The organism is Mycobacterium sp. NGS11, from assembly GCF_059813315.1.
Genome location: NZ_JCALEJ010000012.1, coordinates 123,642 through 137,966, shown reverse-complemented (window position 1 = coordinate 137,966; position 14,325 = coordinate 123,642). Strand labels below are relative to the sequence as shown.

At 66.9% G+C, this 14,325-nt stretch carries 16 protein-coding genes; 8 read left to right on the top strand and 8 right to left on the bottom strand.

All coding sequences use genetic code 11. The annotated features are described in order from the left end of the window. The 3 genes from AC5Y4T_RS16010 to AC5Y4T_RS16000 all read right to left on the bottom strand — a co-directional run. A partial coding sequence (locus AC5Y4T_RS16010) for an ABC transporter ATP-binding protein (protein ID WP_499954265.1) occupies positions 1–785 on the bottom strand: 785 nt, incomplete at its 3' end. Beyond that, entirely contained in the window at positions 782–1,708 is a 927-nt protein-coding gene (locus tag AC5Y4T_RS16005; protein ID WP_499921187.1) for an ABC transporter permease, read from the bottom strand. The genes AC5Y4T_RS16010 and AC5Y4T_RS16005, both read right to left, overlap by 4 nt. Continuing rightward, positions 1,705–2,682 carry an ABC transporter permease gene (locus tag AC5Y4T_RS16000; protein ID WP_499921190.1) on the bottom strand — a complete coding sequence of 326 codons (978 nt, stop codon included), beginning with the start codon at positions 2,680–2,682 and terminating at the stop codon, positions 1,705–1,707. Before AC5Y4T_RS16000 ends, AC5Y4T_RS16005 begins: the two co-directional genes overlap by 4 nt. 211 nt (positions 2,683–2,893) lie before the next feature. Here AC5Y4T_RS16000 and AC5Y4T_RS15995 point away from each other — a divergent pair, with 211 nt between their 5' ends. Then, positions 2,894–3,385: a beta-class carbonic anhydrase gene (locus AC5Y4T_RS15995; RefSeq protein ID WP_499921192.1), complete on the top strand. Its 492-nt coding sequence runs from the start codon at positions 2,894–2,896 to the stop codon at positions 3,383–3,385. 112 nt (positions 3,386–3,497) lie between these two features. On the opposite strand, the gene AC5Y4T_RS15990 is transcribed toward AC5Y4T_RS15995, so the two are convergent. Continuing rightward, positions 3,498–3,923 (bottom strand): PaaI family thioesterase, encoded by a 426-nt coding sequence (locus AC5Y4T_RS15990; protein ID WP_499921194.1) that lies wholly within the window; start codon positions 3,921–3,923, stop codon positions 3,498–3,500. Between the two features lie 197 nt (positions 3,924–4,120). On the opposite strand from AC5Y4T_RS15990, the gene cysD reads away from it, so the two are divergent. The 3 genes from cysD to AC5Y4T_RS15975 are packed head-to-tail and all read left to right on the top strand — an operon-like array spanning position 4,121 to position 7,434. Then, positions 4,121–5,050, top strand: a complete 930-nt coding sequence (gene cysD / locus AC5Y4T_RS15985) for a sulfate adenylyltransferase subunit CysD (RefSeq protein ID WP_499921195.1) — start codon at positions 4,121–4,123, stop codon at positions 5,048–5,050. After that, positions 5,050–6,891, top strand: a complete 1,842-nt coding sequence (cysC, locus tag AC5Y4T_RS15980; RefSeq protein WP_499954263.1) for an adenylyl-sulfate kinase — start codon at positions 5,050–5,052, stop codon at positions 6,889–6,891. The genes cysD and cysC overlap by 1 nt, the downstream gene beginning before the upstream one ends. Positions 6,892–6,948: 57 nt before the next feature. Next, a complete protein-coding gene (locus tag AC5Y4T_RS15975) occupies positions 6,949–7,434 on the top strand; it encodes an Rrf2 family transcriptional regulator (protein WP_499921199.1) in 486 nt (161 codons plus the stop codon). Between the two features lie 17 nt (positions 7,435–7,451). Here the strand turns inward: AC5Y4T_RS15975 and AC5Y4T_RS15970 are convergent, their stop codons facing one another. Both AC5Y4T_RS15970 and AC5Y4T_RS15965 read right to left on the bottom strand, forming a co-directional pair. Next, positions 7,452–7,841 carry a VOC family protein gene (locus tag AC5Y4T_RS15970; RefSeq protein WP_499921201.1) on the bottom strand — a complete coding sequence of 130 codons (390 nt, stop codon included), beginning with the start codon at positions 7,839–7,841 and terminating at the stop codon, positions 7,452–7,454. 47 nt (positions 7,842–7,888) lie between these two features. Continuing rightward, positions 7,889–8,302 (bottom strand): VOC family protein, encoded by a 414-nt coding sequence (locus tag AC5Y4T_RS15965; protein ID WP_499921203.1) that lies wholly within the window; start codon positions 8,300–8,302, stop codon positions 7,889–7,891. Positions 8,303–8,368: 66 nt separating this feature from the next. Here AC5Y4T_RS15965 and AC5Y4T_RS15960 point away from each other — a divergent pair, with 66 nt between their 5' ends. Next, positions 8,369–9,247, top strand: coding sequence for an LLM class flavin-dependent oxidoreductase (locus tag AC5Y4T_RS15960; protein WP_499921388.1), 879 nt, complete (start codon positions 8,369–8,371; stop codon positions 9,245–9,247). Positions 9,248–9,280: 33 nt separating this feature from the next. Here the strand turns inward: AC5Y4T_RS15960 and AC5Y4T_RS15955 are convergent, their stop codons facing one another. After that, on the bottom strand, positions 9,281–11,011 hold the full coding sequence (locus AC5Y4T_RS15955; protein WP_499921205.1) for an NAD-binding protein: 1,731 nt from the start codon (positions 11,009–11,011) through the stop codon (positions 9,281–9,283). Between the two features lie 329 nt (positions 11,012–11,340). Here AC5Y4T_RS15955 and AC5Y4T_RS15950 point away from each other — a divergent pair, with 329 nt between their 5' ends. The 3 genes from AC5Y4T_RS15950 to AC5Y4T_RS15940 all read left to right on the top strand — a co-directional run bounded on the left by AC5Y4T_RS15950 (position 11,341) and on the right by AC5Y4T_RS15940 (position 13,577). Continuing rightward, entirely contained in the window at positions 11,341–12,351 is a 1,011-nt protein-coding gene (locus AC5Y4T_RS15950) for a sensor domain-containing protein (protein WP_499921207.1), read from the top strand. A 158-nt stretch (positions 12,352–12,509) separates the two neighbouring features. After that, positions 12,510–12,992, top strand: a complete 483-nt coding sequence (locus AC5Y4T_RS15945; RefSeq protein ID WP_499921390.1) for an NUDIX domain-containing protein — start codon at positions 12,510–12,512, stop codon at positions 12,990–12,992. 75 nt (positions 12,993–13,067) lie between these two features. After that, positions 13,068–13,577, top strand: coding sequence for an Rv2253 family sensor-like surface protein (locus AC5Y4T_RS15940; protein ID WP_499921209.1), 510 nt, complete (start codon positions 13,068–13,070; stop codon positions 13,575–13,577). A 14-nt stretch (positions 13,578–13,591) separates the two neighbouring features. On the opposite strand, the gene AC5Y4T_RS15935 is transcribed toward AC5Y4T_RS15940, so the two are convergent. Further along, complete coding sequence (locus tag AC5Y4T_RS15935; protein ID WP_499921392.1) at positions 13,592–14,266, bottom strand: VldE C-terminal domain-containing protein; 675 nt, start codon at positions 14,264–14,266, stop codon at positions 13,592–13,594. Between the last annotated feature and the right edge of the window lie 59 nt (positions 14,267–14,325).

Below are 14,325 nucleotides of genomic sequence, written 5' to 3'. Positions count from 1 at the left end.
TCGAGCCGCGGGACCGAACCCAGCAGCCCGACGGTGTAGGGCATTCGGCGATCCCGGTAAAGCGTTTGCACGTCGGCGGATTCGACAACCCGCCCGGCGTACATCACCAGGGCGCGGTCGGCGAATTCGGCGACGACGCCGAGGTCGTGCGTGATGATGAGCACCCCGGCGCCGGTGAGGTCGCGCGCCGTTTTGAGCACCTCGAGGATCTGCGCCTGCACCGTGACATCCAGAGCGGTGGTGGGTTCGTCGCAGATCAACAGGTCGGGGTCGTTGGCGATGGCGATCGCGATGACCACCCGTTGTCGTTCGCCGCCGGAGAGCTCATGCGGAAACGCGCGGGCTCGTCGCTCCGGCTGCGCGATTCCGACCAGCTCGAGCAATTCCACCGCCCGCCGGCGGGCGGCCTTCCCGCCCACCCGCGGCTGATGGATTTCGATCGCTTCGGCGATCTGGTCGCCGACGGTGTAGACGGGCGTCAGCGCCGACATCGGATCCTGGAAGACCATGCCGACCGTCTTGCCGCGAAACCGCGACATCGCGTCATCGCCGAGGCCCAGCAGTTCGGTGTCGTGCAACCGCACCGAGCCGCGCACCCGCGCGTACTCGGGCAACAGACCGATCGCCGCCATCGCCGAAACGGACTTCCCCGAACCGGATTCGCCGACCATCGCGACGACTTCTCCGGGTTCGATGTGGTAGCTGACACCGCGCACCGCGGAAACCGGCGTGCCACCCGTCGGGAAGGTGACCGCCAAGTCGGTCACCTCGAGCAGCGCGCTCATCGGCCGCCCCCGCCCAGCACCGCGCTGCCCGGGTCGAACGCATCCCGCAGGCCATCACCGGTGAGGTTGGCGCACACCAGGATCAGCACCAGCACGCCCGCGGGAAACAGAAACACCCAGGGAAAGGTGGTCGCCGATTGGGTGCCGTTGGCGATCAGCGTTCCCAGCGACACGTCCGGTGGCTGGATGCCGAAACCGAGGAAGCTCAGGCCGGTTTCGGCCAGGATGGCCGAGGCGACGTTGAGCGCGGCGTCGATGATCAAGATGGACGCCACGTTGGGCACCACGTGACCGATGATGATGCGGCGGCTGGACACCCCCATATACCTTGCGGCCCGGATGAATTCGCGTTCCCGCAGACTCATGGTCATGCCGCGCACCATGCGCGAGCTGACCATCCAGCCGAACCCGGCGAGCAGCAGGACCAGCATCAACACGTTGGCCGAGTTCTTGATTCGGGGTGTCACGATCGCGATGAGGATGAAGGCGGGCACCACCAGCAACAGGTCGACCACCCACATCAGCGCGCGGTCGCGCCAGCCGCCGAAATAGCCCGCGACCGACCCGACGGTGGCGGCGACGCCGGTGGAGATGACCGCGACGCAGACACCGATCAGCATCGACTTCTGCGTGCCGCGCAGGATCTGCGCCAGCAGGTCTTGACCCAGCGCGTTGGTGCCGAGCCAGTGGCGCGCGTTCGGCGGCTGCAGCAGGGCGGTGAAATCGAGATCGTCGTAGGAATAGGGCAACGCCGCGGGCAGGGCGTAACAACCGACGAACAGCAATACCAAGAACGTCAGCGATGCCACAGCGAACCTGTTTCGGGCAAACCTCCGAAGGACCAGGGTGCGGCGTGAGGTGAAGTCCGCGACTTCGTGACCCGAAAACCCGTGCGCGGCATCGACGTTCGGCTGGGACGTCATGACACCCGCACCCGCGGATCGAGGGCCGCGTAGAACACGTCCGACAGCAGGCCGGCCAGCAGCACCACCGCGCCGGAGAACACGGTGATCGCCGCGATGATGTTGGTGTCCTGCGTCGCGATGCCGGCCACCAGCCATTCGCCCATGCCGTGCCAGCCGAAGATCTTCTCCACGAACACCGCGCCGGTGACCAGGCCGGCCACGCCATAGGCGAACAGGGTGGCCAGCGGGATCAATGCGGTGCGCAGCCCGTGCTTGACCAGCGCCCGCCGGCGCGTGAGGCCCTTGGCGCGCGCCGTGCGAATGAAATCCTGGCCCAGGACGTCCAGCATCGCGTTGCGCTGGTAACGGCTGTATCCCGCCGCGGCGGCCAGCGCCAGGGTCAGGGACGGCAAGACCAGATGCCGCAACCGGTCGAGCAGTTGCGCGCCCGTCCCGCCGCTCACCCCCGGTGAGGTCTCGCCGGTGTAATCGAAGATGTGGATGCCCACGGCCCAGTTCACCCGCAGCGCGCCAAGGATCAGCAGGCTGGCGATCACGAATGTCGGCGTGCTGAGAACCAGCAGTGCCACCATGGTGACGACGCGATCGCTGAGTCGATACTGGCGGATGGCGCCCCACGCCCCGGCCGCTATGCCCAGCACGGTGCCCACCAGCGAACCGATGACCAGCAAGCGCAGGGTTACCCCGATGCGACGCCACAGCGTCGTCCCGACGGGCTGCCCGGTGACGGTCTTGCCGAAGTCCCCGCGCAGGGCGTGCGACGCCCAATGCGCGTAGCGGATCGGTATCGGCTCATCCAGACCCAGCGTGTGGGCCTTGGCGTCGATCACGGCTTGTGGCGGGCGCGGATTGCGCTGCAACAGGCTGTCCAGAGGCCTGAAGGCCACCGACGTCAGGCAAAACGTCAGAAACGATGCCAGCGCCAGCAGCACAACGTAGTTGAGCAACCGGCGTGCCAGGAACCGAGTCATGTCCGCCCGCACACCCCACGTCGCATTGGGACAGGCTATCGATCCCGCAGCACAGCGTCGTCCCGCGGCGCGCGGGGCATTGGTCTCGCCTTCGGATCCGGTTGATTCTCATGCGTGAATCGCGTGTGATCGGTTGTTAGGATCCACCGCGGTGCGAGCCGTGCAGCAAACGCAGCACGGCTCAGGCCGCGACCGTGTGAGGGAGGCCTGCGTGACGGTTACCGATGAATACCTGGCCAACAACGCCGATTATGCGAGCACTTTCGAGGGCCCGCTGCCGATGCCGCCGGGCAAACATGTCGCGGTCGTCGCGTGCATGGATGCCCGCCTCGACGTCTACCGCATCCTCGGACTGGGCGAGGGAGAGGCCCACGTCATCCGCAACGCCGGCGGAGTCGTCACCGACGACGTCGTCCGCTCGTTGGCCATCAGCCAGCGCCTGCTGGGAACGCGGGAGATCATCCTGATCCACCACACCGATTGCGGCATGCTCACCTTCACCGACGACGACTTCAAGCGCAGCATCCAGGAGGAGACCGGGGTCAAGCCGCCATGGGCGGCAGAGGCTTTCGGCGACCTCGCCGAAGACGTCCGGCAGTCGCTGCGCCGCATCGAGGGCAGCCCGTTCGTCACCAAGCACGTCTCCGCGCGCGGATTCGTCTTCGATGTGGCCACCGGCAAGCTCAACGAGGTCACGCTCTAGGGCTCAGCCGAGCCCTTTTCGCCGAGCGTGTTGTCACGGCGAAAAATCGGCCGGAATCTCGCCCTGAGCGCACGCTCGACGACGCGTCGGCTCGAGGCTGCTGCCCGCGGGCTCAGCCGACCTTGTAGGTCGCCAGCGCCTTGGCGACAAGTGTGCCCTGGGCGTCGACGATCTCGGCTTCGCAATTGACCAAGGACCGGCCGCGCCGCAACACCCGGCCGACGCCGATCAGGTCGGTGGCCCGGGCCGGCGCCATGAAGTCCAGCGCGATCGACACCGTGACGCCCCGCAGCTCGGGAGGGGCCTGCGCGCCGCACCATGCCGCCGCCATGACGGTGAGATCGGCGAGCGTGGCGATGGCGCCGCCGTGGACCATGTCGCCGATGGTCACGTTGGAAGGGTCCCAGGGCAGCCGGAGCCGCACTTCGTCCTCTTCCAGCCGGTCGGCGACGATGCCCAGCTTGACGACGAACGGGGACTGCGGGAGGAATTGCGCGATGACGTCACGGCCGCTCGGCGCGGAGGGGGAGGCTGGCATCCGTCCATGTTTGCGCACCCCCATCCGGGCGCAAAAGTGTCGTCGTGGCCCTTGGCGCGATGTGTCCGGTGGCTGGCGCGCACGCCGCGGACCGGGCGCTGGCAGGCCCCGAGGTTGACAGCGCCGGGCCGGCCTGGTGTCATTGCTTGCTAAGATGCTAAATCTGGTCAGTTCTGCCAGGTTTTACGAAGGAAGCTATGACCGGTGATCTGAAGGTGGCCCCCGCCGCAGGGCAGTACGAATTGAGTCATCTGCGCTCGCTGGAGGCAGAGGCGATCCACATCATTCGCGAGGTGGCCGCAGAGTTCGAGCGGCCGGTGCTGCTGTTTTCCGGCGGCAAGGATTCCATCGTCATGCTGCACCTGGCGCTGCGGGCGTTCCGACCCGGCCGGCTGCCCTTCCCGGTGATGCACGTCGACACCGGACACAACTTCGACGAGGTGATCGCGACCCGCGACGAGTTGGTGGCCGAGCACGGCGTGCGCCTGGTGATCGCCTCGGTCCAGGACGACATCGACGCCGGGCGCGTCGTCGAGCCGCGCCAGGGACGCAACTCGATTCAGACCGTGACATTGCTGCGGGCCATCGGGGAGAACAAGTTCGACGCCGCGTTCGGGGGAGCGCGCCGCGACGAGGAGAAGGCCCGCGCCAAGGAGCGCGTGTTCAGCTTCCGTGACGAATTCGGTCAGTGGGATCCGAAGGCCCAGCGCCCCGAGCTGTGGAACCTCTACAACGGCCGCCATCACAAGGGCGAGCACATTCGGGTGTTCCCGCTGTCCAACTGGACCGAATTCGACATCTGGTCCTACATCGGCGCGGAGAACATCGCGCTGCCGTCGATCTATTACGCGCACCGGCGCAAGGTGTTTCGCCGCGACGGCATGCTGCTGGCGGTCGACCGCAACATGCAGCCGGGCGCGGACGAGCCGGTGTTCGAAGCGACTGTGCGTTTCCGCACCGTTGGGGACGTCACCTGCACGGGCTGCGTGGAATCGCAGGCGGCCACGGTCGACGAGGTCATTGCCGAGACCGCAGTGTCGCGGCTGACCGAACGCGGGGCCACCAGGGCCGACGACCGGATTTCGGAAGCGGGCATGGAAGACCGCAAACGGCAGGGATATTTCTGATGACGACGTTATTGCGCTTGGCCACCGCGGGTTCCGTCGACGACGGCAAGTCCACCCTGATCGGTCGCCTGCTGTATGACTCCAAGGCCGTCATGGAAGACCAGTGGGCCGCGGTGGAGCAGACGTCCAAGGACCGTGGACACGACTACACCGATCTGGCGTTGGTGACCGACGGCCTGCGGGCGGAGCGCGAACAGGGCATCACGATCGACGTCGCCTACCGCTACTTCGCCACTCCCAAGCGGAAATTCATCATCGCCGACACCCCCGGTCACATCCAGTACACCCGCAACATGGTGACCGGCGCATCGACCGCACAGCTGGTGATCGTGCTGGTCGACGCGCGACACGGCCTGCTCGAGCAGTCCCGCCGGCACGCCTTCCTGGCGTCCCTGCTGGGCATCCAGCACATCGTGCTCGCGGTCAACAAGATGGACCTGATCGGTTGGGACAGAGAGAGATTCGAGGCGATCCGGGACGAATTCCACGCCTTCGCCGCCCGCCTGGACGTGCACGACGTGGCCACCATCCCGCTTTCGGCGCTACACGGCGACAACGTGGTGACCAAGTCGGACCACACGCCCTGGTACGAAGGCCCGGCGTTGCTGTCGCACCTCGAAGAGGTGTACATCGCGGGCGACCGCAACATGGTCGACGTGAGGTTCCCGGTTCAATACGTCATCCGTCCGCACACTCGCGAACACCAGGACCACCGCAGCTACGCGGGCACCGTCGCCAGCGGGGTCATGCGTCCCGGCGACGAGGTGGTGGTGCTGCCGGTCGGCAAGCGGACCCGCATCACCGCCATCGAGGGGCCGAACGGCCCGGTGGAAGAAGCCTTTCCGCCGATGGCGGTTTCGCTGACTCTGGCCGACGAGATCGACATCTCGCGCGGCGATCTGATCGCCCGCACGCACAATCAGCCCCGCGTCGCGCAGCAGTTCGATGCGACGGTGTGCTGGATGGCCGACAATGCGGCACTCGAACCCGGGCGCGACTACGTCATCAAGCACACCACCCGCACCACGCACGCCAAGGTGACTGCGCTCGACTACCGGCTGGACGTCAACACGCTGCACCGCGACAAGGCGGCAACGGCGCTGCAGCTCAACGAACTCGGCCGCATCTCGCTGCGCACCCAGGTGCCGCTGCTCCTCGACGAGTACACGCGCAACCCCAGCACCGGGTCGTTCATCCTCATCGACCCGCACACCAACGGCACGGTGGCGGCAGGCATGGTGTTGCGCGACGCATCGGCGCAGGCGGCGAGCCCGAACACCGTGCGGCACAAGTCATCCGCCATCGCCGAGGCCCGGCCCCGGGGCAAGACGGTGTGGTTCACCGGTTTGTCTGGATCCGGCAAGTCGTCGGTGGCCATGCTGGTCGAGCAGAAGCTGCTCGAAAAGGGTTCTCTGGCATACGTTCTCGACGGCGACAACCTGCGGCACGGTTTGAACGCCGACCTGGGCTTCAGCATGGCCGACCGGGCCGAAAACCCGCGCCGGCTGGCCCATGTGGCGGCGCTGCTGGCCGACTGCGGCATCGTCGTGCTGGTGCCGGCGATCAGTCCGCTGGCCGAGCAGCGCGCACTGGCCCGCAATGTGCACGCCGACGCCGGCTTCGATTTCTTCGAGGTCTTCTGTGACACCCCGATCGAGGAATGCGAGGCGCGCGATCCCAAGGGTTTGTACGCCAAGGCGCGCGCGGGGGAGATCAGCCAGTTCACCGGCATCGACAGCCCGTATCAGGCGCCGGTGAACCCCGATCTTCGGCTCACCCCCGACGCCACCGTCGAGGAGCAGGCGCAGCGGGTCGTCGACCTGCTCGAATCACGCGGGTAGCCGCCGGATCAGCCAGGCTGCGCCGAAATCGTGTCGTCGGGTGGCACAATCCTGTGCGTGCGCATGTCGGCGAAGGCGGAATATGCCGTGCGGGCGATGGTTCAGCTTGCCACGGTGCCCGACGGAACGCTGGTGAAGACCGACGATCTGGCCCACGCCCAGGGCATTCCGCCGCAATTCCTCGTCGACATCCTGACCAACCTGCGTACCGACCGGCTGGTGCGAAGCCATCGCGGTCGCGAGGGTGGCTATGAATTGGCCCGTTCGGGCAAAGACATCAGCATCGCCGATGTGCTGCGCTGCATTGACGGACCGCTGGCCAGTGTCCGCGACATCGGGCTCGGCGACTTGCCGTACTCGGGACCGACGGCGGCGCTCACCGATGTCTGGCGCGCGCTGCGCGCCAGCATGCGTTCGGTGCTGGAGGAGACGACGCTGGCCGACGTCGCCTCCGGCGGCCTGCCCAAGCATGTCGTGCAGCTGGCCGACGACTATCGCGAGCAGGAAAGCCGGCGGCACGGCACAGCGCGCACCGGCGACTAGGCGCAGCGGTTGCTCGCTCAGCCCGCCGATCCGTACGGGCTGGTAAGGATCTCCATGGCGTGGCCGGAGGGATCCAGGAAATAGACCCCGCGCCCGCCGTGATTGTGGTTGATCTCGCCGGGACGCTTGGCGCCCGGGTCGGCCCAGTGCTGCAGGCCGCGTGAGCGGATCCTGTCGTAGATGGTGTCGAACTCCTGCTCGGACACCAAGAACGCGTAGTGCTGCCGTGCAATGTCCGCGCCTTCGGGTGCGTCAGCGTAGTCGAGACTCACGCCGTGCTCGAGTTCGAGAACCATGAAGTGGCCGAAGGGCTTTGGGCCGGGCAGACCGAAGAGATCGGCGAGAAACCCGGCGGATTCCTGTTTGTCGCGTGACGCGACGATGGTGTGGTTGAAACTGATGGTCATAGTTCTTTCCAGTCAACCACTCCGATGCCCGGCCCGCCAACGCCGCGCTACTTCGGCGCGGTTAACTCCAAGGCGATGTTGTCGGGGTCGCGGAACTCCAATATGTAGGACGGCCCGATGTCTTTGAGCGGCTCGTGAACGACGCCGAGCTCATCGAGATGCGCTGCCGCCGAATCCAATTCATCTTTGCTGGCGAGGCGGAAGGCGATGTGGTCCAAGCCGACTCGGTCCTCGTCGAAGCGGTCATCGGCGACCGGCCGCAGCCCGAGCAGCGTGCCACCGAGGTCGTAGATGACGCCGCCGTACAGGAAGCTCAACTGGTTGCGGGCGGATTCGTCGGCGTTGTCGGGGACTTCCAATAGCACCGGCCAACCGAACACGCTCTCGTAGAACTGCCGCGACCGCTCGATATCGGTGACGGTCAGTCGGACATGTGCGATGGAACTACTCGTGAACGCCATTCGCCCCATGGTTCCACTGAAAGGCCGCATGGGAAACATGCCAGAATCGCCGTCGTGCGGATTGCGATGACCATGCCGGTGATGGAGCCGGATCTGGACGCGACGGTGCTCGAGACGTGGGCGCGCGCCATCGACGAGGGCCCGTTCTCCTCGCTGTGCTGGGGCGAACGGATCGCCTTCGACAACCCGGACAACTTGACATTGCTGGGAGCGCTGGCCGCCTGGACCAACCGGGTGCGGCTGCTGACGACCGTCATCGTGCCGCAGCTGCACGATCCCGTGCTGCTCGCCAAGGGGCTGGCGACCGGGGATCTGCTCAGCGGCGGCCGGTTGACCGTGGGCATCGGGGTGGGCGGCCGGCACGAGGACTACCACGCCGTGAGTGCCGATCCGGCAACCCAGACGATGCGCGGCATGGCCGAACGCGTGGCGGTGATGAGGCGCGTGTGGGCCGGGGAGAAGACCTCCGACTCGGTGCTGCCCGTCGGGCCTGCGCCGGTGCAGCCCGGCGGTCCGCCGTTGTTCGTCGGCAGCATCGGACCGAAAACCATCCGCAGTGCGGCCGCGTGGGCCGACGGGCTGGCCGGCACCACCCTCGACCTCGACGTCGCCAAGCAGAACGAGCTGTTCGACGTCACCCGGGACGCCTGGGCCCGGGCCGGCAAGCCCAAACCCCACCTGATCACGTCGTTCTGGTTCGCGTTCGGGTCACCCGAAAAATCCCGCGCCCAGATCCACCGTCATCTGCGCCGCTACATGAACTGGATTCCGGCCGAATACGTCGACGCGATGGCGCCGGCGACGGGCTGGGCCGGCAGCGAAGACGAGCTGCTGGCCGTGCTGCGGGGCTTCGAGGAGATCGGCACCGACGAGGTACAGCTCATCCCGACGAGCTCGGACGTCGATCAGCTTCGTCGCGCAGCGGACGTTGCCGCACGGCTGTAGTCGCCGTCGCTTCGCCGGCCGAACCGCCAAGCCTCAGGTCGCCGCCTTATCCGTCCGGCGCTCGTCGTTCGCGGCAGGCTCCTCCTGGGGTGGCTGCCCCTTGCGCAGCGTCTCCAGCAGCTCGCGGTACGGCCCCACCAGGTAGACGGTGTCGCCGCCGCGAAGCCACGCGTCCCGGCGTGGGTGCAGCTCGAGGGGCGTGTCCCGGCGGGTGATCGCGATGACACGGGTCTGGGTGGACATCTCGAACATCCGCAACCCGTCTAGTTCGCTACCGGCCGCCACGTGCATGGCGCCGACCATGAACGAACGCTGGCCGACCGAGAACGTGCCCAGCACCTGCAGGCCCATCGCGGCTCCGATGAACCAGGGCGCGGCCAGGTCGACGGTCGAGCGAACGTTCTCGAAACCGAACCGCTTGGCCACCGCGTCGCCGAGGGTGCGGTCATAGATTCGCAGCACGATCGGCACGTCGGGCCGGTTGACCTCGGGCATCACCCGGGGACCGAGCATCTCGCGCAGCACGATTCCGGTCTCGATGTTGACCATGTCGTCCTGGGTCAGCACCGCGACGGCGCGGGCGCGGTCGACGCGGGCCGCCTCCAGCGTCTGGCGCAGCGTCGCGTCCCCGAAGATCACCGGCACGTCGAGTTCGTCCGCGGTCGACAGGAACCGGTTGTTCTCGTCGCGCTCGATCACCGCGACGTCGTACCCGGCGGCGGTCAGGTCGCCGACGACGCGGCTGCCGAACGAGCCCAGCCCGACCACGATGATGTGGTCGCGCAAATGGCGTGCCCGCCGTTCCCCGGCCGACTGCAGGAAGCGGCGTGACAGCAGCAGGTCCGCCAAGAACGCGACGAGCAGCGCGGTGGTTGTCACGCCGGCGAACATCAAGGCGACGGCGAATATCCGCAACCACGCCGACTGGTGGGCGAAGCCGAATTCGCCATAACCCACGGTGGTGATGGTCTCCGCGGTGAAATACAGCGCGTCCAGCCAGGACAGGCGCGGCCTGGTGTAGGAGAAGTGCACGACCACGGTCGACGCGAGCAACAGGGTGATCGCGAGCAGGATCGCGGGGAACAGCATGGGATTGACGTCGTCGCGCATCGCCCGCGCCGCGTCCGAGAGTCGCCGCATCCACGATTGGCGAGAGCGTGTCGCGCTCGGCCGGGGCGTCTTTATCCCGCGCGCGGCCAGCTCATCGGCGCTGCCGATCATGGCCGTCCAGTCACCGGCACGCACCTCATGGTCTCGCCCCGGGCATGGCACCACCTCGGCGGGCGTAGCGGAGTTTTCGCCGTGGATCACGGCTACCGGTGCCAGGTCGCCGTAGATCTCGCGAAGCGTCGCGTCGCGGGGCGCCTCGGCTCCCGACACCAGAAATTCGATCCCGGCCGCCTCGACGGGGTGCGTGTGGCTTGACAGGCAGGCCTCGACGACCGACGGTGCCGCGAGATCGGCGACGTCCAGAATGGCGCCAGGACCGTTGTCGGCGGCCACCGCTGCACGCAGCACGTCGTTGCCCAGGCGGGCGACCACGCGCACGTTCGGGTTCGTTTTCCTTGCCAGCAAGGCGATTTCGAGATTCTTCGCGTCATCAGCACCCGCGCACACGATCGCGCTCGCGCGGGCAAGATCGGCACCGCTGAGCTCCTCGCTGTGCAGCTTGACGATCGTGGCGCCCGCGCGGTTCAGTTCCTCGGCGATCGTGGTCGCGAGCACGTCGTCGCCGCTGACGATGATGTGGCGGCGCGTGCTCATATGCGTTCCGCCGCGACGACCCCGGCACGATCGCGGTCGTTCCAGCATGGTGAGTCGTCACGCATAAACCCCACCTCTGATGACATCGGCGCTCACTTGTTGTTACGACTATCGGGCACTATGCCCACTGACGCCAGCGCGACATGTCCTCAAACGTGAAGATGGTTCGCCGAGGAGGTCCATCACGCGGTAAATGCGCTGAAGTCGACGAAGGGGTCGGCTGAATTCTCAAGCCCGTCAACCTCACTTAAGATCACGACATTCTGTGCTTCGCCTTCGAGCGCGCGAAGTCCAACGGGAGGCCACGACACTGACTACGACCCGCTCCTATGACCGCTAGCTGGCCGGGCCCGAGTTGGCCCAACCCCTTCGACCCCGGCGCGCCGCCGCCTCCGCCGCCGGGCCCACCGCCCCCGCACCCGCCATCGGATGAAGTGAACACGCTGGCGACGCTGTCGGTGGTGTTCGCATTTCTGCTGGCTCCGGTCGGAGTGGTGTTGGGGCACTTCGCCCTTAGGGATATCCGCCGGCGCGGTGACCGCGGCCGCAATCGCGCACTGGTCGGACTGACGCTGTCGTACGCGTTCACCGTGCTCGCCGTCGTCGCACTGGTGTTGTGGGCGACCCTCGGCAACCATCACGCCGGACAGCCGACGGCGCACTCCGGGGGAACCACCGCCGGGGGCGCGGTGAAGCCGAGTGCCACCACGGCCGCACCGCCGGAACCGTCGGTGACGCCCGAGGGCCTGCAATCGCTGGTGCTCACCGGCGAAGACGTCGCGGGCCTCATCAAGGCGCCCGGCATGTACGTCAACAAGACGTGGACCCAGACGCACGAGCTGCAGCCCGGCGACAGCTTTGTCCCCCCGGAATGCACCGAAGCGGTATTCAACGGCTTGACGGCGTCTTATCGCGACAGCGCTTATCGTGCGATCTACGGCGTGGACCTGGGTCAGCACACCAATGGTTTCCCGCACGGGGTCTCGGAGTTCGTCGCGACATTCGACAATGCCGCGGCCGCAAAGAGTTTCGTCACCGGCGCGGTCAATCACATCAACAGCTGCGCCGGAAGACAATTGACGTACTCGCACGGCGGCGTGTCCGGTATCTACAGCGTCGGAAACCCGGTGCAAATTGGGCCGGTGACATCGGTGCGCAGCACCCTGGGGGCCGTGCAGGACAATGGGCGGACCACCGACGTCGGCAACCAGCACACCAGCGCGCTGCGCGCCGTGGCGGCCAAGGCCAACGTCGTGGTCGACGTCGATGTCATCGGACGCGATCTCGGCGACGACGCCACCACCCTGGTGCAGGCCATCCTCGGCCGAATTCCGAGTTGAGCTCTCGGGCAACGAAATCGGCGAGCCTCGATCTATAGGACCTGGATGTCCGCGGGTGACCAGAACGCTCGCATCGACGTGATCTTGGCGTCCCCCATACTGGCGTCGTGACTTTCATCGAACGCCTCGCGAGCCGTGAGATCTATCGGAACGCGTGGATGGTGCTGCGAGAAGATGACATCCGTCGCGCCGACGGCAGCGTGGGCATCTACAGCGTCGTCGACAAGCCGGCCTACGCGCTCGTCATGCCCTACGACGGGCAGCGCTTCCGTCTGGTCGAGCAGTTTCGCTATCCCCTCGATGAGCGGCGCTGGGAGTTTCCGCAAGGCACCGCTCCCGATCTGGCCCACGCCGAACCGGCCGAACTGGCCGAACGCGAGTTACGCGAGGAAACCGGGTTGCGCGCAACGTCCTTCGAAGCGCTCGGCCAGCTCGACGTCGCCCCGGGAATGACCAGTCAACGCGGCTGGGTCTTCTTGGCGACGGGTATCGCCGAAGGAGAAGCCGACCGAGAGCTCGAGGAGCAGGACATGCGCAGTGCGTGGTTTTCGCGTGCAGAGGTCGAGCAGATGATTCGCGGGGGAGTCATCGCCGACGCGCAGTCGGTCGCCGCCTACGGGTTGTTTCTCCTGCGGGGGTGATGAATCCCGCGAGGACACCGTGATCGTGTCCGCGCCGAGATCGCGCCGCGTCATCGAACGCCCACCATTGACGCAATGCGGCCGGGGTTTCGGGTAGTTGCGATGGTTGCCGCCGTCGCCGCGTTGGTCGTCGGAGCACCCGGCGGGTGGGCGAATGCCCTGTCGGCATCGTGGAACGGGAAATACTCGCTGGTGCGGTATGCGGTGAGTAAATCCGGCACCAGCGTCGCCGCCAAACAAGCCGAACCGACCTTCAGCGCGGATTACGTGTTCGTCACCGCATGCTCGTCGGGTACATGCGTGGCCACCGCTACCAACGGCCCCACGCCGAAGAACCCGACGCTGCCCCAGCCGTCGCACTACGTCTGGGACGGAGCCAAGTGGGTCGAGCGCTTCGACTTCCAGTGGGATTGCTATATGGGCGAAGGCGTTCCGAAGGTGTGGGCACCGGCGAGGTCGTGGGCCTTTTACGCACCGCAGCCCGATGGGTCGCTACGCGGAACATGGCACACGGACATCATCAGCGGTCCCTGCCAGGGGAGCGTCGAAATGCCGGTGGCGGCGTTCGCCGCCGGGCCGGCATGACGGAGCCGCCTCGATCAGTCCGGCGGCGCCGGGGTCATCGAGGCGATGTAATACGTTTCGTGCCCGGTCGGGTAGCCGCCGCCGCCGGTGGCGATGTGAACATGGTCGTAATGGTCGGCGGTCTCTGAGCCCAGGTCCGCCATCCAGTTCCCGCCGCCGACGCCCGGGTAGATCTTCTGCCGCCAGATCACGTGGTTGATGCTCCAGCGTTTTGCGTTCGCCAAGGCGTAGCCGGCGATCTGGTTGCCGAGCTCGATGCCCTCGGGGCTACGGAAGTTCGGGATCATCACGTCGATCGCCAGCCCGTTGGGATGCCACGGCAACGGGTCCTCACGGTATCCGCCGATGGTTTTGATCTGAGGAAAGAGCACGCTGATGACGCGGGCCGCCCAAATGGTCTTGACCTGCAACCGTTCCTCGGACGCGACGCCGCGCGGCAAGGCGAGCTGAAATTGCGTGCCTGCGGAAGGCGCGGGGGGTGCCATCGCCGTCAAGGCCTCTACCTCGGCCGGGGTGGCGGCGCGCGGCGCGCCGGGGGGTGGCGGAGCCGCCACCGCGCTGGTGCTGGGAGCCGCTGCGGGGGTCTCGACGCAGCACCGTGGCTTGGTGCCCTGCGCGTGGATCATCGCGGCGGAGACGACGAGCGAAGCCGCGATCGCCAGCCATCGCCAGCGGCCCTTAGCGAACACCTTCGCCCCCACGACCAGCAGCTTAGTGTCGTTTGTGACGCGTGGGGTGCGTTTTTCGG

Coding starts and splice junctions, on each gene's coding strand:
- AC5Y4T_RS16005 (WP_499921187.1), bottom strand. CDS start 1,708: ATGACGTCCCAGCCGAACGTCGATGCCGCGCACGGGTTTTCGGGTCAC.
- AC5Y4T_RS16000 (WP_499921190.1), bottom strand. CDS start 2,682: ATGACTCGGTTCCTGGCACGCCGGTTGCTCAACTACGTTGTGCTGCTG.
- AC5Y4T_RS15990 (WP_499921194.1), bottom strand. CDS start 3,923: ATGCCAGCCTCCCCCTCCGCGCCGAGCGGCCGTGACGTCATCGCGCAA.
- cysD (WP_499921195.1), top strand. CDS start 4,121: ATGACCGGTGATCTGAAGGTGGCCCCCGCCGCAGGGCAGTACGAATTG.
- cysC (WP_499954263.1), top strand. CDS start 5,050: ATGACGACGTTATTGCGCTTGGCCACCGCGGGTTCCGTCGACGACGGC.
- AC5Y4T_RS15970 (WP_499921201.1), bottom strand. CDS start 7,841: ATGACCATCAGTTTCAACCACACCATCGTCGCGTCACGCGACAAACAG.
- AC5Y4T_RS15965 (WP_499921203.1), bottom strand. CDS start 8,302: ATGGCGTTCACGAGTAGTTCCATCGCACATGTCCGACTGACCGTCACC.
- AC5Y4T_RS15960 (WP_499921388.1), top strand. CDS start 8,369: ATGACCATGCCGGTGATGGAGCCGGATCTGGACGCGACGGTGCTCGAG.
- AC5Y4T_RS15955 (WP_499921205.1), bottom strand. CDS start 11,011: ATGAGCACGCGCCGCCACATCATCGTCAGCGGCGACGACGTGCTCGCG.
- AC5Y4T_RS15950 (WP_499921207.1), top strand. CDS start 11,341: ATGACCGCTAGCTGGCCGGGCCCGAGTTGGCCCAACCCCTTCGACCCC.
- AC5Y4T_RS15945 (WP_499921390.1), top strand. CDS start 12,510: ATGGTGCTGCGAGAAGATGACATCCGTCGCGCCGACGGCAGCGTGGGC.
- AC5Y4T_RS15940 (WP_499921209.1), top strand. CDS start 13,068: ATGCGGCCGGGGTTTCGGGTAGTTGCGATGGTTGCCGCCGTCGCCGCG.